A 23,680-nucleotide genomic window follows, 5' to 3' on the forward strand; every position below is an offset into this window, starting at 1 on the left:
GTCGTCACTATATTTAAAGTTTATAAATTGAAGATTTATTTTTAGAGAAAATCATGCGTTGGACATTAAAACCAATACCAGAACCGTCAAAGGTTGAAAGATTAAAGAATGAGCTTCAAGTCGATGACATCATTGCGACCTTATTAGTGCAACGTGGTATCGACTCTTTTGATATCGCCAAAAAGTTTTTCAGACCAAGTTTTGAAGACCTTCATGATCCCTATTTGATGAAGGATATGGATAAGGCAGTTGCGAGGATAGAAAAAGCCTTGGAAGATGGAGAAAATATCATGGTTTATGGTGATTATGATGTCGACGGTACAACGTCGGTTGCCCTAATGTCTTCATACTTAAAAACGAGAACCGAACAGATTGCAACCTATATTCCGGATCGATATGATGAAGGTTATGGTATTTCCTATAAAGGCATTGACTTTGCTCATGACAATGATATTTCATTAATTATTGCTCTAGACTGTGGTATTAAAGCCATTGACAAAGTTGCATATGCAAAAGAAAAGAATATTGATTTTATTATTTGTGATCACCATAGGCCAGGAGATAAGATCCCTGATGCTGTTGCAGTTTTAGACCCCAAACGAGCCGATTGTAACTATCCTTTTAAAGAGTTATGTGGTTGTGGTGTAGGATTTAAGTTGATTACCGCACTAGCCTCAAATCAAGGACAAACAGTTGAAGATTTAACGGAGTATTTGGATTTAGTAGCCACTGCAATTGGAGCGGATATTGTTCCTATTGTCGATGAGAACAGGGCTTTAGCGTATATGGGTTTAAATGTGATTAACACCAATCCGAGACCTGGCATGAAAGCTATTATTGCCGAAGTGAAAAAGGATATACTCACTATTACCGATGTGGTTTTTATCATCGCTCCAAGAATAAATGCAGCAGGTCGTATGAAACACGGTAATCATGCCGTGACACTTTTAACTGAAACTGATTTTAATCTTGCTGCTAATTTTGCTGTAGAAATTGATGAATTCAATACAGACCGACGAGAAACTGATAAGCGAATTACAGAAGAAGCCTTAGTTCAAATTGAAAATAATGATGAACAAGAAGGTTTTACAACTGTGGTTTATGACGAAACTTGGCATAAAGGTGTGATTGGGATTGTAGCGTCACGATTAACAGAAACTTATTATAGACCGACTTTGGTATTTACTAAAAGTGGTGATAAGTTGGCGGCTTCAGCACGTTCTGTTTCAGGATTTGATGTTTATAATGCACTGGAAGTCTGTTCAGAATATATAGAACAGTTTGGTGGCCATAAGTATGCCGCTGGTTTAACCTTAGATCCGAAAAACTACGATGCTTTTAAAGCTAAATTTGAAAGTGTTGTTAAAGAAACTATCGACCCGAAATTGTTAACACAAGAATTAAAAATCGATATGGCAATTGAGCTTGGACAAATCAATGAAAAGTTAATGCGAATTCTTAAGCAATTTGCCCCTTTTGGTCCAGGTAATTTATCTCCAGTTTTTATGTCTCAAAATATTAAAGATACGGGTTGGGGAAAATGTGTAGGTGAAGATGATAAGCATATTAGATTAACGGTAACACAATCTTTCAATGATAGAATAGTGTGTATTGGATTTGGTTTGGGAGATAAATTAGATATTACTAAAAACAAACGACCATTTAGAGCAGCCTACGCTATCGATGAAAATCATTGGAATGGAGCAGTGAGTTTACAGTTAAAATTGAAGGATATCAAAGAATAATTTTCGGAGACAAGATTTTTAATTTAAAATAACAAAAAAATTAAGAGGTTTCCGTTTTCACGCAAAGTAAACATGGCAAAAAATGATCCTTACGCAGCTCTTAGAATAAAAGAATTTAATATTTTTTTATTAGTTCGTTTTGCCTTGGTGTTTGGATGGTCAATGCAATTTGTAGTTATCGAGTGGCAAGTTTATTCTTTAACGCAAGACCCATTATCACTGGGAATTATCGGACTGTGTGAATTTGTACCAGCTTTTTTATTAGCGCCTTTCGCGGGTCATATTGTAGATAAAAAAGAAAAGCGAAACTTATTCACGCTTTGTATTGCCCTTTTTTCAATAATCAGTTTTGGTTTATTTTGGTTGACTACAAATTATATTGAAACGTCCTGGAAAACAAATACGATACTATATGGTATCTATGGTTTAGTATTTTTTGGTGGTATCTTGAGGGCGTTTTTTGGGCCTACAATTTTTTCGCTTATTGCCTTAATAGTTCCTAAGAAAATATATCCTAACGCAGCGACATGGAGTAGTAGTACTTGGAAAGGCGCAAGCGTTTTCGGTGCATTAAGTGGAGGTCTTTTAATTGCTTGGATAGGAGTTAACTATACCCTAGGCATAATTTTTTTACTTGTAGTAATTGCCTTTACTTTAGTTTTTCAAATTAAGAAGAAGCCGATTTTATATCAACAGACTAATGAGTCTGTTAAAGAGAGTTTAAAGGCTGGACTTCAATTTGTGTTTAGTGATAAAGTTATTTTAGGAGCACTGACCTTAGATATGATAGCTGTACTCTTTGGTGGAGCCGTTGCCATTTTTGCCGTTTTTGCAAAGGATATTTTAGATGCAGGACCAAAAGCTTTTGGTTTGCTGAATGCTGCTCTTTCTTCAGGTAGTATATTAACTATGTTTGCTACAACTTATTTGCCAATTACTAAGAATACAGGAAAAAAGCTGCTTATTGCGGTGTTCGGTTTTGGGGTTTGTATGATGATTTTTGGTGCGTCAAAAGTGTTGTGGTTGAGTTTAGTAGCACTTTTCCTTTCCGGCGTATTTGACGGTGTATCTATGGTAATTCGTCAGACAATTTTACAAATTAAAACACCAGATGCCATGCGTGGGCGAGTAGGAGCTGTAAACTCAATGTTTGTCGGTTCCTCTAATGAGCTTGGTGCTTTGGAGAGCGGTATCGCCGCAAGGATTTTTGGTGCGCCATTAGCAGTGATTCTTGGTGGAGCAGTGACATTACTTACTGTCACGACGATAAGCATTAAAAACAAGTCATTAAGAGACTTAGATTTGCGAAAAGATATCGCAGACTATGAAATAGGGGAGGATTAGAATTTCTTTAACTTGAAGTTTTTCCCATCAAAAACACCATAAGTATAATACTGAATCCAGTCTCCTAGATTTATATATTTAGAATGATCTTTAAGTGGAATTTCCAAAGGGAGGTGCCTATGACCAAACACGAAATAATCACGATGTTTTTCTTCAAGTTTACGCTTGCAATAAGCGACTAACCATTCATTGTCTTCACCTAAAAATTTAGCATCTTCATCACCTGAAATCAGCTTGTTTTTTACAGACATATACTGTCCAACTCTAACTCCAATATCTGGGTGCACCCATTTAAATAGCCATTGAAAAAGCGGATTGGTGAATACTTTTTTCATTCGTTTATAGCCTTTGTCTTCAGGGCCTAAGCCATCACCATGACCGATAAAAAAAGAGGTTTTAGAATTAGGTGTTCCAGCTCCAGAACTAATGATGAATTCTCTAGGCTCATGATAAACAGGAATGCCAAGTTCTTCTTCAAAATAACCATTCATCCATAAATCGTGATTCCCAACAAAAAAATAGATAGGAATTCCAGAATCACTAATTTCTGCCAGTTTTCCTAAGGTTCGCGTGAAGCCTTTTGGTACAACTGTTTTATATTCAAACCAAAAATCGAATAAATCGCCTAGTAGAAAAATTGCTGCAGCATCCTGCTTTACTTCATCTAACCAAGCAACAAATTTTTGTTCACGTGGTTTGGAGGCTTCAGTAGTTGGAGCTCCAAGATGATTATCTGATGAGAAGTAGATTTTCTTTCCTTCGGGAAGTGTTATGTGATGCGGTTTATTCATTATCAGAAGCGTACCATTCAGCAAAGCTGGACGTTGTTTCTTGAAGTTTTAAAGAATGAAGCTTTATTGTTTTTGGTAATCGCTCTTTTATTTTTTCAGCAAAATCTATAACCATCATTTCACTTGTTGGTTGGTAGTCTACTAATAAAACATTGTGATCTCTCTGTTGCAGCTCCTTAGCAAGCTCAACATGTGGCGTGTTTTTATTAAAAACCGTAGCGTGATCAAAAACATCTACAATTTCTTCTTTCACAATTTTCTTTAAATCACCAAAGTCTATAACCATTCCAAATTTCACATTGGTATTATCGGAGATCGGTGTGCCAATTACGGTAACAAACAGACTGTAACTATGTCCATGAACATTTTTGCACTTACCGTCGTAACCATAAAGTGCGTGGCCTGTTTCAAAAGAAAACTGTTTTGTAATACGAATCTTGTTCATGCAAATTTATTTAAGATACAAAGATATTATAAATGTAAAAGGAAATGGTTTTTAGATTACATTTGCGCACTTTTTTTAAAATAGGAGTATATAATGAATCAAATTCTTATCTCTAGTCTAGCGTGAGCAGCCTGTTTGAAGCTATTCCGTTTGTTGAAAATACGCTGTATGAATCTATCATTTCAGACATTTCGACTCAAAAATACAGTATTATAGATAACTTCTTTACAACTGAAGAGGTTTTAGCCTTGCGTGATTCTCTACTTCTTAAGTATGAAGAAGATGCGTTTAAGAAATCGGCTATAGGTAATAAAGACAATGAGGTTGTAAAAAAAGCAGTAAGAGGCGACATTATTCTGTGGATAGATGAGCGTTCTTGTAATGCGGCTGAGGAACTATTTTTTGCTAAAATTAATGACTTGAAAGATTACCTCAATCGCACTTGTTTTTTGGGTATTAATCAGAAGGAATTTCACTATGCAATTTATCCTAAAGACACCTACTATAAGCGTCATTTAGATACCTTCCAGAATGATGACAGACGAAAACTATCATTTGTTTGTTATCTAAATAATGAGGATTGGAAACCCGAAAATGGTGGAGAACTTGTACTATATCTCAATAGTGAGGAAAAGGCTATTTACCCTTTCCCTGGAAAGGTTGTTATTTTTGAAAGTCAAGTTTTAGAGCATGAGGTTAAACCTGTTAATACACCAAGGTTGAGCATTACAGGTTGGTTGAAAACGCGATAACAGAGAATTAACGACGCTTGTTTCTGTTGTAGAAATACACAATAATAAGTACAAGCGCAAGTAGGAGAAAGAGACCATTGCCTCCTAAAAAACTAAGTATATCCATATTATTCTTCTTTAAATCTGTTTTTATTATATCTATAGACGGCGTAAGCAATAGCCACTAAAAGAACAAAAGGCAAAAGTGTACCTATAAATACGCCAATCCCATAGCTGCTATCAGGTGCGTCCTTTAGCTTTTCATTTATATCTACGTCCTGTAGTAATGTAATTAAAAGGTTCATCTATAAAATTGAATTTCCACCAAATTTACATGTTTTCGGCAAGTGGTTTAAACGTTTTTCTAAATTTTATGATTAGAGGTAATCCTCGAGCAACCATCCATAAGGTGAAGGCAGTGAAAATTCCATATAATTTGTAATCTAAAGCATCCGTCCATAAAACTATTGGAATAAATACAACAAGTGTAGAAAAAAGTAAAACATTTCTAAGGTATTTCATGCGTCCAAGTCCTTTAAATACACCATCGAAAATAAAGGCTAGAGCACATAATGGTTGCATGGCTAAAATAATCCAAAAGATGCTGTAAAATTCCTTTAGAACTTTGTCATCATTGCTAAAAAGATGTCCGATAGGGTAATAAAACAAGGCACCGATTACCGCGATGATTGAACCAGCAATAATGCCATATTTAATTAATTTATTACTTAATTCAATAAGATTTTTATAGTCTTTAGCTCCTAATAATTTCCCTGAAAGAATATTTCCCGCACTCGCATAACCATCAATAAGAAAAGCACCTAAAAACCACAGGTTAATAGCAATGGTATAGGCGGCAATATAGGAAGCGCCATATTTAGTAGCAAAGCTAGTTCCGAAATATAAGGCAATATTTAAGGCAATAGTTCTTATAAACAAATTAAGAATCATCAGGACAAATCGTTTGATCTCTGGATTAAATGGAAATTTCACGATTAAAGGAATATCTGTTTTTTTTAGAATAAAATAGGCAGAAAGTCCTGCCATTAAAAGTTGGGCTATAACACTCGCGTAAGCAGCTCCTTTGATATGCATTGCAGGAATAACACCATCAACTCCATAAACAAATGCGAAATCTAAAATTATATTGGCAAGTGCACCTGAAATAGCAATTAACATGGGATAATACGTGTTTTGAAGACCTCTAAATGTACCAAATACAGCAATGGTAAATAAGGTAAAAGGAAAGCCAAACACTCGAATACGATAATAATCTACACTATAGCTTAAAATCGTATCTGAAGCATTATAGAACTTAAAAATATGAGATGCTAGTGGGTAGGTTATGACTATAATTAATAGACTTAAAGAAGTAATTAAAAAGATAGCTTGTGCTGGGAGATTTTTAACAGCTTCAATTTTTCCAGCCCCTAAATATTGAGATACAATGGAAGATATAGCACTTCTAGTTTGTCCTAAAACCCAAATTAACATGGATAAAAAAGTAGTTACAATGCCAACAGCTGCTAATGATTCTGTTGCGTTATATTCCATATTACCAATAATAGCAGCATCTGTTAAAGACAGGATAGGTTCAGAAACGCCCGCTATTAATGCGGGTATAGCTAATTTATTAATCTGTTTTAAGGTTATCGTTGAACTCATAGGACTAATTCGTAACAGTAAAATGGGTATTTGCTTTGATTGGGAAAATAAATTTCGCCTAATCGATTATAGCCGCGAAGTTCGTAAAACTTTTGATTTCTTTTGTTTTGAGAGAAAGTATCTAATCTAATAGATGTATAGTTGTTTTCAATAGCAAATTGTTCAGCAAAGTCCATAAGCTTTTGAGCATAACCTTTGCCTTGATGTTTAGGGTGAATAGCTAAACGATGAATATAAATATTTCTATCATTTTTGGTCAGCCAATCTATTGATTCGTATTCAGAATCCATAAATGTGGAAATAACAATACAGCCTTGAATAGTTTTATTGTTTTCTAGTACAAAAAGCTCATGTCTGTTGATATCATTCTGAAAAGCTGCCCTATTTGGGTAGGTTTCATTCCACTGATATATTTTATTATCAACCATTGATTTAGCACAGGCTTGAGTAATACTAAGAATTATTTCAATATCTTTTTCTTCTGCTTTACGTATCATTTTTAATGTTTACTTTTGAAGGATTAACCTTGTAATGAATAAAAATATTAGCACATGAAAACAATTTTAGTTCCTGTTGGTACTTCGACTAATGCGCAATCGCACTTAAAATATGCTATAGATTTTGCAAGAGCCATTAGTGCTAAAGTTTTTGTGGTTCAAATATATAATGTTTATAGTAAAGCAGGTTCAATGATTAAGGTTGATCAAATCTTAGAAGCAGAATCTAAAGCCTTTTTAGAAAAGCATGTGGCTTCAATAAACACAGAAGGGGTTGAGGTGCATACTAAGACCTATAAGGGAAAGTTAATTAAGACCTTAGAAAGAGTTTGTCAGGATTTAGAGGTAGACTTAGTGGTATTAGAACCTAGAACTAACTCAATTAAAGATGAAGTGTATTTAGGAAAAACCTCAGGTAAGATTATTAAGCGAACTCATATTCCCGCTTTAATTGTTCCTGAAGGTTGTGAATTTAAACCCTACTCTAATATTTTAATGGCTGTTAAATCTGCTTTGATAAAAAAAGACAGAGTTTTACAACCTTTAAAAACTATAAAAGCGCATTTTAAATCGGTAGTAACCTTGTTATTGGTGAAAACACCACATCATAAGGAGTCAGATTTTGAAATAAATAAGGAATTAGAATCTATTATTTCAACCACTCAAATTACCGAAAGTCCTACAACCTTTATGGCTGTTTTGGAGCATCACAAAGAAAATGAAGCTGATTTATTATGCGTAGTAAGACGCAAACGTGGATTTTTTAATAAGCTGTGGGAAAAGGATACTATTTTAAAGAAAGATTTTTATACGAAGACGATGCCCGTTTTGGTGTTAAGTGAATTGAAATAATAACTTCTTCAAAATGGTCTTTTAGGATAATAGTTCTATTAAATAAGTCTATATTTGAAGCATATTTGGGGATGTAGCTCAGTTGGCTAGAGCGCTTGACTGGCAGTCAAGAGGTCGTCGGTTCGAGCCCGATCTTCTCCACAAAAAGCGTGTTTAGAGCACGCTTTTTTTTATGGAATAAAGTCAGTGATAGTATTTATTACAGACTGCAATTCCTTAGATAGTTTCTTATCGTTCCAAGGATGTTTCGTATTAAAAACATGATCTGCATTTTCAATAATTTTCAATTCGCTATTGGGATTCCATTGATGCAATTCTTCTGCTTCGCTTAGATTAACAGAGGTATCCTTTGAACCATGAATAATTAACCAAGGGATATTAATCCGTTTTGCTGCCGATTCAATATGAAGACGGTTTTCATTCGCTTTAAAATCTTCATAAAATTGGAAAAAATGTGGCATTTTCTGCTTGGTTCTACCATTCAAAATATATTTCACACCAGTTTCTTTCCATTCTTTTAAATCGCCAATCGTAGAAGTGCGACGCCCAAAATCACTCACACTAGCTAAAGTTATAAGATTAGTAATTCTAGGGTCTTCTGATGCTTTTAGAATAGCAATACCACCGCCTCGGCTATGACCTATCAAACAAATCTTGTTGGTGTCTATATTAGAATTGGTTTTAAAGTGCATTTGAATCCATTCTATTACATCATGGAGGTCGTCAAGCTCTTTTGTATAGTTGTTGTTTCCGAAAGCATCTAGGTCAGGGAAATCTATAGGATTATCTACCGTACCACCATTATGAGAAAAATTAAATTTTACAAAACAAAATCCTGTATTAGTGATATGTTCTGCCATTATATTCCATGAACCCCAATCTTTAAAACCTTTGTACCCATGACAAAATATAACGATACGTTGATTGGTCCGTTCTCTAGAATAAAACGTATCAATGAGAATTGGTTTCTTTCCTTCTCTTTCTAAAACTATGTTTTTATCAATGTGCATTAGTCGAGTTCTTTTTCAATAAAATTTGTATCAGGATTACAGATTTCTGCAATGAGTTTTTTTAGTTCTATCTCAAAATTGTCAAGCGTTTCTTCTGTAATCATTTGGTTTTTTAAACGACCTCCAGGTTTTTCCTTTTTACCAAATTTAAGAAAACCTCCATTTAAATTTTTAAAAGAGATAATTCCGGCTTCAATAGGTAATTCTATTTGGTTCTGTTGGCGCATCATATAGGCATAACACAGAATCTGAAATGGCTTACTGTATTTTTTATAATCTGTAGTGATGTCTTCCCAATCAACGATTTCAACTTGGTTCTGTGAGACCTTGCCAGATTTGTAATCTATAACCCTTGTAATACCATTACACATGTCAACCCTATCTACCTTACCTTTTATCTTAATAGGAAAGTCTAATTCTTCTATTTTAATTTCAATGGCCTCATCTGCTTCTATAGAAAGGATTTTTATTTCATTACCCTCTTTAAGGCTTTGTATTTCTAGATTTAAAAAATTTAAAATATAACGTTGGGCAATTTCAAAGATGATGAGATTTTTCCCTTTAGAGAATCCGCCTTTATTGTATAAGTCTTCAAAATGCTTTGTAACCATTGGCTTTATCTGACTTTTGAATCCTTGAAGGTGTTCAATAGTTAAAAAAGCTCCCTCCAATGGTTTGTAAAAATCTTCTAAAGAATTATGAATAACAGAGCCCAAGGTGTTTGCTGCGATGTTTTCTTCTACTTCTTCAAATTCTTTAATGCCAAGTACTTTTTCATAATAGAAATCCATAGGGTTTCTGATATAATTAGTTAATGAAGATGGAGAAAAACCTTTTACTGCAAGAGTTTTCAATTGTTCAATAACTAGAGGAGTTTTTGAGATTTGTTTTAAACTTTTTTCTATTATTGGAACCTCTGGAGAAACAATACTGTGTTTAACATCATGAATGCCTTCAATTTCTAATTGGGTTAAAAATCTACTTTTTTCACCACCTTTTAAGGCGTCAATCTCTGTATTGTATAAAATATAGACGTTTTTCGCGCGTTGCAAAAGTCTGTAAAAGTGATAGGTATATACGGCGTCTTTATCTTTAAAAGTAGGTAGTTTGTTTTCAATCTTTACATCGAACGGAATAAAAGAATTGTTCGTTTTTCCGGAAGGTAGAATTCCCTCGTTTACAGAACTTATGATGACGGTTTCAAAGTCGAGTACACGAGACTCTAACATTCCCATAATCTGAAGACCTTCTAATGGCTCTCCTTTAAAATCTAATGTTTCTGAACTTAATAGCTCTCTATAGATAGTTTGTAGGGCATCTATAGAATTTAGGTAGTCGTATTTACTGTTTAATTCAGAGAGTTGATTGAATAATATATTAAATCGGTAGAGATACTCTAATTCTAATGCGTTATGTTGTTTATTAGTGTCTAGGTGCTCTTTCATCTTAAATATAAGGTCTGAGCACTGTTTTAAAGTCAGAGTAGGACTATTATTCCAAGATTGAAATAATAAGGTGATAAGTTCTTTATGAGACTTCGATAAAGTTTCTAGTTCATTAACACTTATATAAACTAAATTGTTTTTCTGAATATGCGCTACTAATTCATTCGAAATATTTGAGGTTTTGGTTTCGAACAAAGGATAAATTGAAGGATGTGAGAGTAACCCGATAACATCTTTATAATAAAAATGCTCCGGATTGTTTTTATGTAAAGTTAAGAGTTGTTCGAAAAATGAAGCCAATGGTACAAACTGCAATGACAGTCCCATGGTGACATTGAGTTTAGTTATGTGTTCAGGAATAGAATTTAAAACTGGAAGTAATAAGTGTTCTTCACCTAAAACAACGGCAATATTAGATAAATTGGTTTCGTCTTTAGTAAGATCTTCTAACAATTGCCCAATATATTTTGCCTGCCCTACTAATTTGGGAATTCCAATAGCTTGGATATTTTTTGGCTCGGTATACAATGAAGTTGTCCAATTAAATGGATGTGTATTGAAATAGTTCCATTGTGTTCGATGTTGTCTTGTAAACCAACCGGCATCATGAATGGGGTCATCAATAAATGATTTATCTATATCCCAATAAATATGGGCACGATTATTTTCTAATAAACTTTGAATAATTTCTGATTCAGCGGTATTGAGGGCGTTAAACCCTAAAAACACATGGGTTTTATTTTGTGAAAGTTGAATATAGTTTTCTATTCCCTTAGCAGCTTCTCTATAGATAAGTCCTTGATAGCCTTGTTTAGATTGTATAAGACTTTCGGAATATTCAGCATAGTAGTTTTTTAGATGCTTCCAAAACTTTAAATGATTCTTAATCAATTCTGTTTGATTGGCCTCGAGTGACCAATGGTCGAGTTCCTTTATATCGCTGAGGTAATCAAATATTTGTTCTTGAGGTATAAGATAGCGATCTATTTCGTTAAAGTCTTGTAATAATATTTGAGCCCATTTTGAAAAAGACTCGAAGGGCTCTAGATCTTGACTATGAGTATTGTTTTTATACGTCTCGTAGAGCTTAAATATTAAGTCTGTATTTGGAATATTTTTCAACCCAGAGAGGTCTTCAACAAACTCTTCGATACTTTGAATTTCTGGAGCAAAGATAGGTTGGTCTAATAAAGTTGAAAGGTGATGTTTAAGAAATACACCAGCTCGTTTACTAGGAAGTATAAATATGAGTTCTTCTAAGTTGAGTTGTTTCTTTTGAAGATCTACTAGTACGGATTTTATAAAAGTTGTCATATTATAAAAATAAAAAACGCCCCGAATATCGGAGCGTTTTTCTGAATTATATTTTAGATGTGATTAGTTTTTCAACTTCACCTCTACACGTCTGTTTTCTTTTCTTCCAGCTGCAGTTTTGTTGTTTGCGATAGGATTATCTTCACCGTAACCTTTAGCTGTTAATCTTTCAGCTTTAATTCCGTTAGCGATTAAGTAATCTCTTACAGCATTAGCTCTTCTGTCAGATAACGCTAAGTTACTTGATTTAGAACCTACACTATCAGTATGACCTTCGATTGAGAAGTTAGCTTCTGGGTAATCTTTAAAGATTGCAACCATTGCTTGTAATACTTGATCAGCTGATTTTTGGAAACTAGCTTTACCAGTTTGGAATAAAATAGTTCTTGCGTAGCTATTTAATGTTTCCATAACTTCTTCAGTTGGCTTAACTTCTGGACAACCGTGATTAGCAACAGTACCAGCTTCATTAGGACACTTATCGTCTTTATCTAATACACCGTCACCGTCAGTATCTGGCCAAGGACATCCGTTGTTAGCTACAGGACCTGCTTCGTTAGGACATTTGTCATCAACATCAGCAACACCGTCACCATCTGAATCTGGACAACCAGCTAATTCTTTTAAACCTGGAGTGTTTGGACATTTATCATCTTTATCCATTACACCGTCACCATCAGTATCAGGACAACCGTTAAATTCAGCTAAACCTGGAGTGTTAGGACAATCATCTTTAGAATCTTGGATGCCATCACCGTCAGTATCAGGACAACCGTTAAAGATTGCTAAACCAGCTTCTTCTGGACAAGCGTCTTCATGATCGTAAACACCGTCACCATCGGTATCAACACCACCAAACTTGAAAGTAAGTCCAACTGAATGTTGGAAATGCTTTGGTAAGTAGTCTTCGAAAGCGTGCTTGTAAGTAGACTGTACATCAAGGCCTAAGTTTTCAGATAACCAAAATTTGAAACCTAAAGTACCGTTTAAAGTACCAGCTCCTATGTCATCTAACCAAGTGTAACCACCACCTACTCCTAAGTAAGGATCGATTGTTTTTGAGTTAATTACATTCATAAAACTGTAAGAAACTCTACCGTCAATACCATAGTAAGTTAAATCGTCAACTTTGTTAGTTGTCTCTTCACCAGTCATTGGGTTAGAGTTTGAACCAAATTTGTCAATTTTATTTATAGAACCTTTCGCAGTAAAGGTAAAACCATCACTAAGGTATCTTGAAACTGATACTGTAGAAAGAGATGGGAAGATATTCCAATGATCTTCTAAGTTGAAGTATTCATCAAGAAACTCTCCTTGTGGTGCATCTTCTCCTACTGGGTAGAAGTCAACTGCATTGGCTCCAATAGTAATAGCCCATGGATTGTTCTTGTCTTGAGCGTTAGATGTGCTAAAGCTCGCGATAAGCACTGCGACAAAAAATAATCTGCTAAGATTTTTCATATTCTAATTAATTTTTAGTTTTTAAGTGTTAATTATCTGCAAAAGTAAGTTGTTATACTTTATTAACAAAGGCAAATATATAAAATTATTGTTATAATGCCCTAAATTAGAGCGATTGAGTCAACTTTAAAATCATATCAGATAACATTTAATTCCTTTCCAACCTTAATGAAAGCTGCGATGGTCTTATCAAGTTGTTCCTTTGTGTGTGCAGCAGATAGTTGTACTCTTATTCTTGCTTTATCTTTAGGTACCACTGGGTAAAAGAAACCTATTACATAAACACCTTCCTCTAGAAGTTTGTTCGCCATATTCTGAGAAAGTTTGGCGTCATAGAGCATTACAGGCACAATGGCAGAGTCACCGTCAACAATATCAAACCCAGCTTCTTTAATTCCTTTTTTGAAATACTTTGTATTCCAGTCTAACTTATCTCTAAGAGTTGTATCATTCTTAAGCATGTCAAAAACTTTGATTGACGCGCCTACAATTGCTGGAGCTAAAGAATTTGAAAACAAATATGGTCTAGAACGCTGGCGTAAGATTTCGATAATTTCTTTTTTTGCAGTTGTATACCCTCCCATAGCACCACCCATAGCTTTTCCTAGGGTTCCGGTAATGATATCGATTCGACCAAGTACACCTTTTTCTTCAAGTGTTCCGATTCCTGTTTCTCCAATGAATCCTGTTGCGTGACATTCGTCAATCATAACCATAGCATCATACTTATCTGCTAAGTCACAAATCTTATCCAATGGAGCTAATAAGCCATCCATAGAAAATACACCGTCAGTTACAATAATTTTAAATCTAGCACCTGCTTCATTTGCAGCAATTAGTTGTTTTTCTAAATCGGCCATATCATTATTTTGATAACGATATCTCGCCGCTTTACATAATCTTACACCATCTATAATAGAGGCATGATTTAATGAATCGGAAATTATGGCATCTTCTGCAGTTAATAATGGTTCGAATACACCGCCATTTGCATCAAAAGCAGCAGCATATAAAATGGTATCTTCTGTACCGTAAAAATCTGCAATCTTTTGTTCTAACTCTTTATGGATATCTTGAGTACCACAAATGAATCTTACAGATGACATTCCAAAACCATGTGAATCTAAAGTGTCTTTAGCGGCTTGAACTACATCTGGATGTGATGATAAACCTAGGTAGTTATTGGCGCAGAAATTTAAAACCTTCTGACCTGTATTTAAGGTTATTTCAGCACCTTGAGGTGATGTGATAATTCTTTCTTCTTTATAAAGCCCAGCGTCTTTAATAGATTCTATTTCTTCCTGTAAATGATATTTAATATCTCCGTACATAATATTAATATTGGTTATTTAACAAAGATACTATGAAAATTAGACTTCAAGAACTTCAATAGTATCATTTATATAAACTAATAGTTTTTGAGTTACCTTCAAATTCATACGATTTAATACGAGCTCATAATCATTAAGCTGATTAGCGTGAAAGGCTTTAGCATCACCAGTTTTATAATCAATAATGACAGCTTCATTCTTTAAGTTCACATTTAATCGATCTGGTCGTAAGAGTTGACCTGAATGGGTAATGATATCACGTTCGTTAAAAATTTTAAAACCATCTTTATAGAATTCGGCCAATTTTGGATGTTCTATAACCTTTAATACTAAAGTTTTTAATGCTACAGTATGGTCTTTTGTTATTTCTCCTGAAATAATTAATTCGCTAAACGCATGGTCTAAATCTTCTATTGTTTTAATTTTTGAAAGTACTAAATGCACTAAATTCCCGCGTTCTATAGCGGCTTCTTGTTGTGTGTCCCATAGTAATCCGGATTTAGTAACGATATTAAGGTTATGTGCTTCCTTAGGTACAGATATAAAATTCAGAGGTTTCGATTGCGTTTCTTTTTCCGACTTATTATTATTGTAATTCAAAGTGCCAAAACTGTAGTTTAATTGCCCCTCAGTCCATTTATTATGGTATTGTAAAAAGTTCATTAATAGACCAGCATAGGATTTCTTTTTTATTTCTCCTTTTGTACTTTCTTGTAGTTTAGATATTATGTACAGTTGTTCCACGGCACGTGTTAATGTCACATATAGCAAGTTGATATTATCTAATTCTAATTGTGAATTATGAGTGTTATATATTAGAGTTCCGTTGTCACTATAGAACTCGATTTCTTTCTTGTAATTAAGAAGTAGTAAATTGAAGCCATTGTGTTTTTCTGGGTCAACTGGATACCAAACTTTAGGCTCGATTTCATTATATATATCTAAATCTGCATAGGGGAATATAACGACAGGAAATTCTAAACCTTTCGATTTGTGAATGGTCATAATTTGCACAGCGTTCATGTTTTCGGGCGTAACTACGCTTAAACTATCTTGCTTTTTTTCAAAATAATTGATGAATGCCGATAAATCTGAATTTTGCTTTTGCGTAAACTCTAACACAACATCTAAATAAAATTGCAGATAAGCATCAGAGACCTCATTCAAATTAAAAATCCTAACAAGGTGTTCCACTAATTCGTATAATGGTAATTGAAGACAATTTTTTCTGTCAATATAAATCTCTAATTTTTGCAGAGCAGAAAACATTTCGTCGAGATTCTTCTTGAGATAGGTGGTAAAGAAGAGATGTCTATCTTCAATAGTTTTTTGTGTTGCCAAATAGGAAAGAACTTCAACTTTTAAGCTGTCATTTTCGGGCTGTATTAGTAATGCTAAAAGTGAATTAATGAAATTAACTTTATCTGAATTTTTTAAAAGTAAAGTTTCAGACGATGTGATTTTAATGCCATTTTCATTGAGGAAATTAGCAATGGCCACTCCATCTTTTTTTCGTCTTACTAAAACACAAATATCATCTAATGGATAACCGTTTTCTTGACATTGCTTGATAGTTTCTAAGACCGAAGTTGTATACATTTCATCTTTATCGTCTTCTTTCTGAATATCCAAAAACTCAATGTTTACATAGCCCTCTGAAGCACTATGCGTATTTTGCTTTGCATTTTTATACAACTCAGCATAAGCGGTTTCACTAAACGCGTTCTCACTTAAATAATCGAAAAAGGCGTTATTAAATTCAATAATTGCTTTTGCACTTCTATAATTGGTATCTAAAGCTAATACATCCGCTTCAACTTGAAAGGGGTTATCGAACTTATTATAAAGTTTTATGAACTGTTCAGCCTCTCCGCCTCGCCATCTGTAAATGGCTTGTTTAGCATCGCCAACCAGCATAGCAGAACCTTTAACTGTTGAAAGTGCATTGTCAAGTAGGGGTACTAAGTTTTCCCATTGGAGATTAGAGGTGTCTTGAAACTCATCGATGAAGAAATGTTTGAATTTTTCACCTAAGCGTTCATAAATAAAGGGTGTCGGTTGGTTTTTAATTTCATGACTAATAATTGTGTTGAATTCTGAAATCAACATTTTATTTTGATCTGCTTTTAACTTGTCTAACTCGTTTTTAATAGCAGTTAAAACAGAAAGTGGTGTGATGTTTTTATAAAGCCCTTTTTTGAGTTGTAGTTTATAAAAAAGTGCTTTAGTTTCCAAAAAAGCTTCCGCTAAACGTGGTTGTAAATTGTCTATAGTTGCTGCGTCGTCTCCTTTAATTCGTCCAGGATATAATTTTCCACCTTCAACGAGAGCAGTTTGCCAAGCAGAATCAAAACTAGTTGGATTCTGTTTTGTGCTTAACTTTATAAAATAATTTGGCAGAGAGCTCCTATTAAAGGCTTTGTGATCTATGTTGGCTTCGTCTATTAATGTCAAAGCCAAATTCGCGGTATTAACAAGACTACTTTCTGTTTCTTTTACGTCTAATGCTAATTGCTTTTTTAATGCTTTAAAATCATCTAAAGATTTTTCTTTTAAAGTTTGAATAGCGAATAGATCATTTTCATTTACTAATAATTTTGAAATTTTATTAAAATCGAAACTAATATCCCAGCTTTTGTCGTCATCTGCTTTTTCTATGGCAAAATCAACCAAAAGTTTGGTAAGTGTTTTGTCGCTTCCAGCTTTAGCGATAAGACTATCTACAGCTTCATTTAAAAGTCGTTCTTGATCTAATTCGACTTCAAAGTTGATGGGTAATTTTAAATCGTGCGCAAAAGTTCTTATAACACGATGTGTAAATCCATCTATCGTCGAAATATCAAACGCTCCATAATTGTGAATAATATGATTAAGGATATGTTTAGATTTATCATGTAGATGTTTTGGATCTATATCTAATTCGTTGCAAATAGCTACAAACATTGGGTGTGGATCCGTAAGACTTTTTTCTGAAGAGAAAGACTTTAGCATATCTACAATTCGCTCCTTCATTTCTCCAACAGCTTTGTTAGTGAAGGTTATAGCCAATATAGACTTGAATTGATTGTAGCTATTTGATTGAATTAAAATTTTTAAATAGGCTTTTGCTAGTGTAAACGTTTTTCCACTACCAGCAGAAGCATTGTAAATTTGAAAGGCTGAATTTTGCAAGAGATATTTTTTATACCAAAATAGGTAATCTTAATAGTTTATTAAGAATATATTACGTACAAAATTGTAACTTTGGGTAGAAACAATTTATTAACCAATTAAAAATATAAATATTATGGCTTTCGAATTACCGAAATTGAAATATGCATATGATGCTTTAGAACCACATATTGATGCTCGTACAATGGAGATTCATCATTCTAAGCACCATCAAGGATACACTAACAATCTTAATGCTGCAATAAAAGGAACAGATTTAGATGGAAAAACTATAGAAAACATTCTTATTAACTTAGATATGGATAATAAGGCTGTTAGAAATAATGGTGGCGGATTTTATAATCACTCATTATTTTGGGAAGTTATGAATCCAGAAGGAAAAGGACGTTTATCTGGAGAGTTAAAAGATGCTATTGAGGCAGCTTACGGTTCTTTTGATGCCTTTAAAGATGCTTTTTCTAAAGCAGCGGCTACACAGTTTGGTTCTGGTTGGGCATGGCTATGTGTGCACAAAGGTGGAAAAGTTGAAGTTTGTTCTTCTGCAAACCAAGATAACCCATTAATGCCAGGAATTGGTTGTGGTGGTACACCTATCTTAGGTTTAGATGTATGGGAGCATGCTTATTATTTAAATTACCAAAACAGAAGACCAGATTATATTGAAGCTTTCTTTAATGTAATTAACTGGAATGAAGTTGAAAGACGTTATGCTGAAGCAAAATAATAGCTTAAGTAAATAAAGTAAAAATCCGAGTCTTAAAAGGCTCGGATTTTTTTATGCCTTAAAATCAATTCATAATAAAATGAGAGGCCTACTTTTGTAGATATAAAATGAAAAAGGATGAACTAGATGTTCATCCTTTTTGCCCCAAATCTACCATAAACTTAACCTACTTATGTTATGGTGGCTCAAATATAAGTGGACCATAAGTTAAATAATGAATTTTATGGATAAACGACGTATTTATTAGTCTAAGAGTGAAAAGTGACGTTTTTCATACAAAACTAAGATGAAGAGCTTTGTTGAGTAAGGAGTGATCTAATGCACTAATACTTAATAATAGAGCATAAAAAAAGGTGAACAGAAGTTCACCTTTTTTTGCCCCAAATCTACCATGAACTTAACCTACTTATGTTATGGTAGTACCAATGTATATTTAATTTATTAAATAACATGCAAATAATAGATGAAATGCATAAATCTTTGATAATGAGCTTGCTTTTTCGGACAAAGTGTTTTTTTGCCAATTTAAATCTAATAAGCTCTTTCGTTTTTACCTTCATAAAAATTAATAAAGGCTCTGTTAACAACTCTGTTTCCTCCAGCTGTTGGATAGTCACCTGTAAAATACCAGTCACCTAAATTATCCGGACAAGCCTTATGTAAGTTTTCTACTGGTTGAAAAATGATTTTCACCTCGGCGTTTATATCTTCACTACTTAACATTTCTGAAATTTTATCAGAAATTTGCTCATTTGTAAAGTTGGAGTAAATTTCCTTGACGTAGTTTACGACATTCTTATCTTTCATATTGACCTGTTTCAGGCATTTCTCGTAAACTTCTTCTACAATATGATATAGGTTGTTGTCTTTCAATAATTCTAATGCTGCTCTGAAAGCAACAAGAGTATCAAGGTTGGCCATATCAATTCCGTAACAGTCAATATAACGTATTTGAGGAGCAGAAGAAACCACGACTATTTTCTTTGGGTTTAATCGGTCCATCATTTTAATAATACTTTTCTTAAGCGTTGTACCTCTTACAATACTATCATCGATAATTACTAAATTATCTTTTGGTTTAATAACGCCGTAAGTAACATCGTAAACATGCGCTACTAAATCATCTCTACTACTATCTTCAGTAATAAAGGTTCTAAGTTTAACATCTTTAATTGCTATTTTTTCTATTCTTGGTCTTTCTGCTAAAATTTCCGTAACCCTTTCAGCAGATAGTTTACCGTTTCCTGCAAGAATAGAGTTTGTTTTCTTTTCATTTAGGTAGTCTTCAATAGTTTCAATCATTCCAAAAAATGACGTTTCTGCCGTATTAGGAATATATGAAAATACTGAATTTTTGGTATCATAGTCTATGGCTTCAAGAACTTTAGGCATTATCAGTCTTCCTAGCATTTTTCGTTCTTTGTAGATTTCAGCATCACTACCACGCGAAAAATAGACGCGTTCGAAAGAACAGGCTTTTCGTTCTAAAGGCTCTAAAATTTTCTTTATTTTAGTTTCTCCAGATTTCTTAGTAATGATAGCGTGGCCTGGTTTTAATTCTTTTACGGATTCAAATGGAATATTAAAAACAGTTTGAATTACCGGACGCTCTGAAGCAACTACAACAATTTCATCATCTTTATAATAATAAGTTGGTCGAATTCCAGAAGGGTCTCTTAATACAAAAGAATCACCATGACCCAATAAGCCAGCCATTGCATAACCACCATCCCAGTTTTTTGCAGCTCTTTTTAAGATTTTAGCAACATTTAAACGCTCTGCAATTAAAGGTGAGCATTCCACTTTACTATAACCTTCTTTTTTAAGGTCTTTATAAATTTTACCAACGGAATCATCTAAAAAATGTCCGATTTTTTCCATAACAGTAACGGTGTCAGCTTTCTCTTTTGGATGTTGACCAATTCTTATGAGGTCATCAAAAAGTTCATTGACATTCGTCATATTAAAATTACCAGCGACAATTAAATTTCTGTGCATCCAATTGTTTTGTCTTAAAAACGGATGAACACTTTCTACGCTGTTTTTACCAAAAGTTCCATAACGAACATGCCCTAATAATACTTCTCCTATATATGGAATGTTCTGTTTTTGTAAGGCAACATCATCTTGGTAATGCGGATTCTTAGTCAACTCATCGTTTATGCGTTCGTTGATTTGAGCAAAAATATCTTGTATAGGTTGCTGTGCAATAGATCGTACTCTACTTATATAGCGCTCACCAGGTTTAACGTCTAATTTAATACTTGCAAATCCAGCACCATCTTGACCGCGATTATGCTGTTTTTCCATCATTAAATACATTTTATTAACACCATAAAAAGCACTACCATACTTTTCCTTGTAGTATTCTAATGGTTTTAAAAGTCTAATAAGTGCAATTCCGCACTCATGTTTTAAAGCGTCACTCATAATTGTTTATCCGCAGTTAGTTGTGTTATTATAAAATAAAAAAACGCGCTCAGTTTAGAGCGCGTTGGTTTATGATAGTTCAATATCAAATTGGGTTAGACTTTTAAATTGGTCTAATCGATTATAAATTTCTTTGTCCGTTAAACTAAGCATTCGTTCTGTGCCGAATTTCTCGACGCAAAAGGAGGCTAAAGTAGAACCATATATTACGGCTGTTTTCATATTTTCAAATGAGAAGTCACCTGTTTTTGCCAGATAGCCAGCAAATCCACCAGCGAAGGTATCTCCAGCACCTGTTGGATCAAATACTTCTTCTAAAGGAAGTGCAGGAGCGTAAAACACATTATCATCATGAAATAATAAAGCGCCGTGTTCTCCTTTTTTAATTACAACATATTTAGGACCCATTTCATGAATCTTTCTAGCGGCAACAACTAAAGAGTATTCTCCAGTTAATTGTCTCGCCTCTTCATCGTTGATAGTTATAACGTCAATATGCTTAATAGTATTGTGTAAATCTTCTAATGCGCAATCCATCCAAAAATTCATGGTATCTAAAATCACTAACTTTGGCTTGTTGGCCATCTGATTTAAAACACTCATTTGTGTTAAAGGATGTAAGTTACCTAGCATAACCACTTCAGCATCTTTGTAATTCTCAGGAACTACAGGTTCAAAATCTGCAAGTACATTTAATTCGGTGGCTAAGGTATCGCGAGAGTTCATATCGTTGTGGTACTTACCACTCCAAAAGAAGGTCTTACCATCTTTAACGATTTCTATTCCAGAAACATCAATATTTCGGTCAGACATCAAGTCTAAATATTCTTGAGGGAAATCGCCCCCAACTACAGAAACTACAGCAGAATCGACATTAAAATTCGATGCAGCAAGACCTATAAAAGTTCCAGCGCCACCTAAGATTTTGTCTGTTTTTCCGAATGGTGTTTCAATAGCATCAAAGGCTACCGTACCAACAATCACTAATTTACTCATAAAAGAATTTTGAATTACGGTGCAAAAGTACGTGAAATATAATTGAAATTGAAACCCAAATTGAACTTGAACTAGAAATTGAAAAAAGACAATTTAGATCCTTTAATAATTAAACTAGGATTTTAAAGGTGGTACATCAAACATTCAATTCAACAATGAGTAATTTTTAGAAAAAAAATAAAGGTGTCACCAATTAAGCTTGTGGATTATTAAGAGTAGATTTCATCAAATAATTCTTTGTGAAATACGACAAGAAGCTACAACTGCTAGAATTATTTTCTTCCAAAATCAGCAGGAATTTCTCCCCAGGCCTTGGTTTCCCATTTTACAATCGTCGTAGAATACTCATTTGTTTTTAGCCATTGCACGGCACGATCTACCAAATCATATACTGGTTTATTTTTAGCATTTCGCGGAAGTTTAGAATTACATGTTTTTTTTCGAACCCAGCTCATTGCTGTTTTTGAGTCCGTATACATTATTCTGTCACTATTATGTTGTTTGAGAAATGCTAAGCCATGAACTAAAGCTAAAAATTCTCCAATATTGTTGGTGCCTTCTTCAAACGGACCTTGAATAAAAAGTTGCTTTTTTGTTTTAGTATCCACGCCTCTATACTCCATAATGCCTGGATTTCCGCTTGAAGCAGCGTCTACCGAAATAGAATGGTAGTTAGGTTGACCAATTTTTTTGAGTTGTTCATTAGAAAGATCGCTTTTAAAGGATTTATTCTTTCCTATATAGTCAAAATAATTACCCTTAAGAGCTTCTTTAGCCGCGGCAAAAGTAGTAAAGGATTTATATTGGGCGCCTTCGTAATCTTTAATTTGAGCTTTACAGTCGTTCCAAGAGTCGAAGACTCCTGTCTTATGACCTTTCCAAACCGCGTAATATTTCTTTTTCTTTTTAGACATCGTTAGTCTTCACAAAAGTGAGTGTCTTTTTACTATTCCTACGATGGTAGGAATCTATATTATGATTAATTTCTCTCTGAGACATTTAACTGTACTCGAAGTAACAGGTCGTCTATTTTAATAATTCATCCACAATCTTCGGAAAATACTCCATCTCTAACAAATGAATTTTTTCAGCGACATCTTCGGCCGTGTCGTTTGCTGAAACATCACATTTTGCTTGAAATATAACAGCGCCTTCATCATAATTCTCATTTACATAGTGAATAGTGATTCCTGTTTCTTTTTCTTTATTTTTAACCACTGCTTCATGAACATTCATTCCGTACATTCCTTTTCCTCCGTAGTTTGGCAATAAGGCAGGATGAATATTAATTACTTTATTCGGAAACTCTTTTAATATGAATTCAGGAAATTTCCATAAAAATCCAGCTAAGACAATTAAGTCGGGTTGTGTAGCTTTTAAAATATTTAAAACATCATTGGTCTTTGTAAATGCTATTCTATTGAAAGATAAGGCGCTTATATTTAGGTTTTTACATCGATCTAAAACTTTGGCACGAGGATTGTTAGTTAGAACCTGAATAACAGACGCATTATCGCTGTTGTGAAAAAACTTAATTAAATTTTCAGCATTAGATCCACTTCCGGACGCAAAAATTACAATACGTTTCATTTACAGTTATATTTGTTTCTTATATTCGAACAAAAAAAAGAATAATAATTAACAATTAGAGGTTAAAATCAAATACTTCTATCGATTTTCAGTAATTAACTGCACATTTTATCGGTAAAGGTGTTTTTTAAAATAAAG

General features: G+C 33.8%; 19 protein-coding genes and 1 tRNA gene. 6 read left to right on the forward strand and 14 right to left on the reverse strand.

Features of this window, described 5'->3' with window-relative positions; translation table 11 throughout:
• Positions 1–53: 53 nt before the first annotated feature.
• Both recJ and DFQ11_RS04010 read left to right on the forward strand, forming a co-directional pair.
• Positions 54–1,745 carry a single-stranded-DNA-specific exonuclease RecJ gene (gene recJ / locus DFQ11_RS04005; protein WP_110474491.1) on the forward strand — a complete coding sequence of 564 codons (1,692 nt, stop codon included), beginning with the start codon at positions 54–56 and terminating at the stop codon, positions 1,743–1,745.
• A gap of 72 nt (positions 1,746–1,817) precedes the next feature.
• A complete protein-coding gene (locus DFQ11_RS04010) occupies positions 1,818–3,089 on the forward strand; it encodes an MFS transporter (protein ID WP_110474493.1) in 1,272 nt (423 codons plus the stop codon).
• Here the strand turns inward: DFQ11_RS04010 and DFQ11_RS04015 are convergent.
• Together DFQ11_RS04015 and DFQ11_RS04020 are read right to left on the reverse strand one after the other, a co-directional pair.
• Positions 3,086–3,862, reverse strand: a complete 777-nt coding sequence (locus DFQ11_RS04015; protein ID WP_110474821.1) for a UDP-2,3-diacylglucosamine diphosphatase — start codon at positions 3,860–3,862, stop codon at positions 3,086–3,088. The genes DFQ11_RS04010 and DFQ11_RS04015 overlap by 4 nt on opposite strands.
• A gap of 10 nt (positions 3,863–3,872) precedes the next feature.
• Complete coding sequence (locus DFQ11_RS04020; protein ID WP_110474495.1) at positions 3,873–4,325, reverse strand: 6-pyruvoyl trahydropterin synthase family protein; 453 nt, start codon at positions 4,323–4,325, stop codon at positions 3,873–3,875.
• Between the two features lie 122 nt (positions 4,326–4,447).
• Between DFQ11_RS04020 and DFQ11_RS04025 the strand changes: the two genes are divergently transcribed.
• On the forward strand, positions 4,448–5,077 hold the full coding sequence (locus DFQ11_RS04025) for a 2OG-Fe(II) oxygenase (RefSeq protein WP_110474497.1): 630 nt from the start codon (positions 4,448–4,450) through the stop codon (positions 5,075–5,077).
• Positions 5,078–5,184: 107 nt separating this feature from the next.
• Here DFQ11_RS04025 and DFQ11_RS15245 read toward each other — a convergent pair whose 3' ends face one another.
• From DFQ11_RS15245 to DFQ11_RS04035, 3 genes are read right to left on the reverse strand one after another with little or no spacing between them, the layout of a single operon-like run.
• Positions 5,185–5,361: a hypothetical protein gene (locus DFQ11_RS15245; protein ID WP_189342978.1), complete on the reverse strand. Its 177-nt coding sequence runs from the start codon at positions 5,359–5,361 to the stop codon at positions 5,185–5,187.
• Between the two features lie 25 nt (positions 5,362–5,386).
• Positions 5,387–6,721 (reverse strand): MATE family efflux transporter, encoded by a 1,335-nt coding sequence (locus DFQ11_RS04030; protein WP_110474499.1) that lies wholly within the window; start codon positions 6,719–6,721, stop codon positions 5,387–5,389.
• Positions 6,718–7,218: a GNAT family N-acetyltransferase gene (locus DFQ11_RS04035; protein WP_110474501.1), complete on the reverse strand. Its 501-nt coding sequence runs from the start codon at positions 7,216–7,218 to the stop codon at positions 6,718–6,720. The genes DFQ11_RS04030 and DFQ11_RS04035 overlap by 4 nt, the downstream gene beginning before the upstream one ends.
• Before the next feature lie 54 nt (positions 7,219–7,272).
• Here DFQ11_RS04035 and DFQ11_RS04040 point away from each other — a divergent pair, with 54 nt between their 5' ends.
• Together DFQ11_RS04040 and DFQ11_RS04045 are read left to right on the forward strand one after the other, a co-directional pair.
• Complete coding sequence (locus DFQ11_RS04040) at positions 7,273–8,070, forward strand: universal stress protein (protein WP_110474503.1); 798 nt, start codon at positions 7,273–7,275, stop codon at positions 8,068–8,070.
• Positions 8,071–8,137: 67 nt separating this feature from the next.
• Positions 8,138–8,211 (forward strand) — tRNA-Ala (locus DFQ11_RS04045).
• Positions 8,212–8,240: 29 nt separating this feature from the next.
• Here the strand turns inward: DFQ11_RS04045 and DFQ11_RS04050 are convergent.
• The 5 genes from DFQ11_RS04050 to DFQ11_RS04070 form a co-directional block, all read right to left on the reverse strand.
• A complete protein-coding gene (locus tag DFQ11_RS04050) occupies positions 8,241–9,080 on the reverse strand; it encodes an alpha/beta hydrolase family protein (RefSeq protein WP_110474505.1) in 840 nt (279 codons plus the stop codon).
• Positions 9,080–11,839 (reverse strand): PD-(D/E)XK nuclease family protein, encoded by a 2,760-nt coding sequence (locus DFQ11_RS04055; RefSeq protein ID WP_110474507.1) that lies wholly within the window; start codon positions 11,837–11,839, stop codon positions 9,080–9,082. Before DFQ11_RS04055 ends, DFQ11_RS04050 begins: the two co-directional genes overlap by 1 nt.
• 63 nt (positions 11,840–11,902) lie before the next feature.
• The gene (locus DFQ11_RS04060; protein ID WP_110474508.1) at positions 11,903–13,300 is read right to left on the reverse strand and encodes an OmpA family protein; all 1,398 of its coding nucleotides are present in this window, start codon (positions 13,298–13,300) and stop codon (positions 11,903–11,905) included.
• Positions 13,301–13,437: 137 nt separating this feature from the next.
• Entirely contained in the window at positions 13,438–14,631 is a 1,194-nt protein-coding gene (gene kbl, locus DFQ11_RS04065) for a glycine C-acetyltransferase (protein WP_110474510.1), read from the reverse strand.
• A 39-nt stretch (positions 14,632–14,670) separates the two neighbouring features.
• On the reverse strand, positions 14,671–17,802 hold the full coding sequence (locus tag DFQ11_RS04070) for a UvrD-helicase domain-containing protein (protein WP_110474512.1): 3,132 nt from the start codon (positions 17,800–17,802) through the stop codon (positions 14,671–14,673).
• A 115-nt stretch (positions 17,803–17,917) separates the two neighbouring features.
• Between DFQ11_RS04070 and DFQ11_RS04075 the strand changes: the two genes are divergently transcribed.
• Positions 17,918–18,526, forward strand: a complete 609-nt coding sequence (locus DFQ11_RS04075) for a superoxide dismutase (protein WP_110474514.1) — start codon at positions 17,918–17,920, stop codon at positions 18,524–18,526.
• A 531-nt stretch (positions 18,527–19,057) separates the two neighbouring features.
• Here DFQ11_RS04075 and DFQ11_RS04080 read toward each other — a convergent pair.
• The 4 genes from DFQ11_RS04080 to purN form a co-directional block, all read right to left on the reverse strand.
• Positions 19,058–20,956: an amidophosphoribosyltransferase gene (locus tag DFQ11_RS04080; protein WP_110474516.1), complete on the reverse strand. Its 1,899-nt coding sequence runs from the start codon at positions 20,954–20,956 to the stop codon at positions 19,058–19,060.
• 69 nt (positions 20,957–21,025) lie between these two features.
• Entirely contained in the window at positions 21,026–21,952 is a 927-nt protein-coding gene (locus tag DFQ11_RS04085; protein WP_110474518.1) for a PfkB family carbohydrate kinase, read from the reverse strand.
• A gap of 272 nt (positions 21,953–22,224) precedes the next feature.
• The gene (locus DFQ11_RS04090; protein WP_110474520.1) at positions 22,225–22,866 is read right to left on the reverse strand and encodes a ribonuclease H1 domain-containing protein; all 642 of its coding nucleotides are present in this window, start codon (positions 22,864–22,866) and stop codon (positions 22,225–22,227) included.
• 112 nt (positions 22,867–22,978) lie between these two features.
• Positions 22,979–23,542, reverse strand: a complete 564-nt coding sequence (purN, locus tag DFQ11_RS04095; RefSeq protein ID WP_110474522.1) for a phosphoribosylglycinamide formyltransferase — start codon at positions 23,540–23,542, stop codon at positions 22,979–22,981.
• Positions 23,543–23,680 lie beyond the last annotated feature (138 nt).

Origin of the sequence: Winogradskyella epiphytica, assembly GCF_003217215.1 — a bacterium.
GTDB lineage: Bacteria > Bacteroidota > Bacteroidia > Flavobacteriales > Flavobacteriaceae > Winogradskyella > Winogradskyella epiphytica.

Bases quoted from the DNA above. Each gene is read 5' to 3' on its own strand.
- recJ (WP_110474491.1), top strand. From the start codon at position 54: ATGCGTTGGACATTAAAACCAATACCAGAACCGTCAAAGGTTGAAAGA.
- DFQ11_RS04010 (WP_110474493.1), top strand. From the start codon at position 1,818: ATGGCAAAAAATGATCCTTACGCAGCTCTTAGAATAAAAGAATTTAAT.
- DFQ11_RS04020 (WP_110474495.1), bottom strand. From the start codon at position 4,325: ATGAACAAGATTCGTATTACAAAACAGTTTTCTTTTGAAACAGGCCAC.
- DFQ11_RS15245 (WP_189342978.1), bottom strand. From the start codon at position 5,361: ATGAACCTTTTAATTACATTACTACAGGACGTAGATATAAATGAAAAG.
- DFQ11_RS04030 (WP_110474499.1), bottom strand. From the start codon at position 6,721: ATGAGTTCAACGATAACCTTAAAACAGATTAATAAATTAGCTATACCC.
- DFQ11_RS04035 (WP_110474501.1), bottom strand. From the start codon at position 7,218: ATGATACGTAAAGCAGAAGAAAAAGATATTGAAATAATTCTTAGTATT.
- DFQ11_RS04040 (WP_110474503.1), top strand. From the start codon at position 7,273: ATGAAAACAATTTTAGTTCCTGTTGGTACTTCGACTAATGCGCAATCG.
- DFQ11_RS04050 (WP_110474505.1), bottom strand. From the start codon at position 9,080: ATGCACATTGATAAAAACATAGTTTTAGAAAGAGAAGGAAAGAAACCA.
- DFQ11_RS04055 (WP_110474507.1), bottom strand. From the start codon at position 11,839: ATGACAACTTTTATAAAATCCGTACTAGTAGATCTTCAAAAGAAACAA.
- DFQ11_RS04060 (WP_110474508.1), bottom strand. From the start codon at position 13,300: ATGAAAAATCTTAGCAGATTATTTTTTGTCGCAGTGCTTATCGCGAGC.
- kbl (WP_110474510.1), bottom strand. From the start codon at position 14,631: ATGTACGGAGATATTAAATATCATTTACAGGAAGAAATAGAATCTATT.
- DFQ11_RS04075 (WP_110474514.1), top strand. From the start codon at position 17,918: ATGGCTTTCGAATTACCGAAATTGAAATATGCATATGATGCTTTAGAA.
- DFQ11_RS04080 (WP_110474516.1), bottom strand. From the start codon at position 20,956: ATGAGTGACGCTTTAAAACATGAGTGCGGAATTGCACTTATTAGACTT.
- DFQ11_RS04085 (WP_110474518.1), bottom strand. From the start codon at position 21,952: ATGAGTAAATTAGTGATTGTTGGTACGGTAGCCTTTGATGCTATTGAA.
- DFQ11_RS04090 (WP_110474520.1), bottom strand. From the start codon at position 22,866: ATGTCTAAAAAGAAAAAGAAATATTACGCGGTTTGGAAAGGTCATAAG.
- purN (WP_110474522.1), bottom strand. From the start codon at position 23,542: ATGAAACGTATTGTAATTTTTGCGTCCGGAAGTGGATCTAATGCTGAA.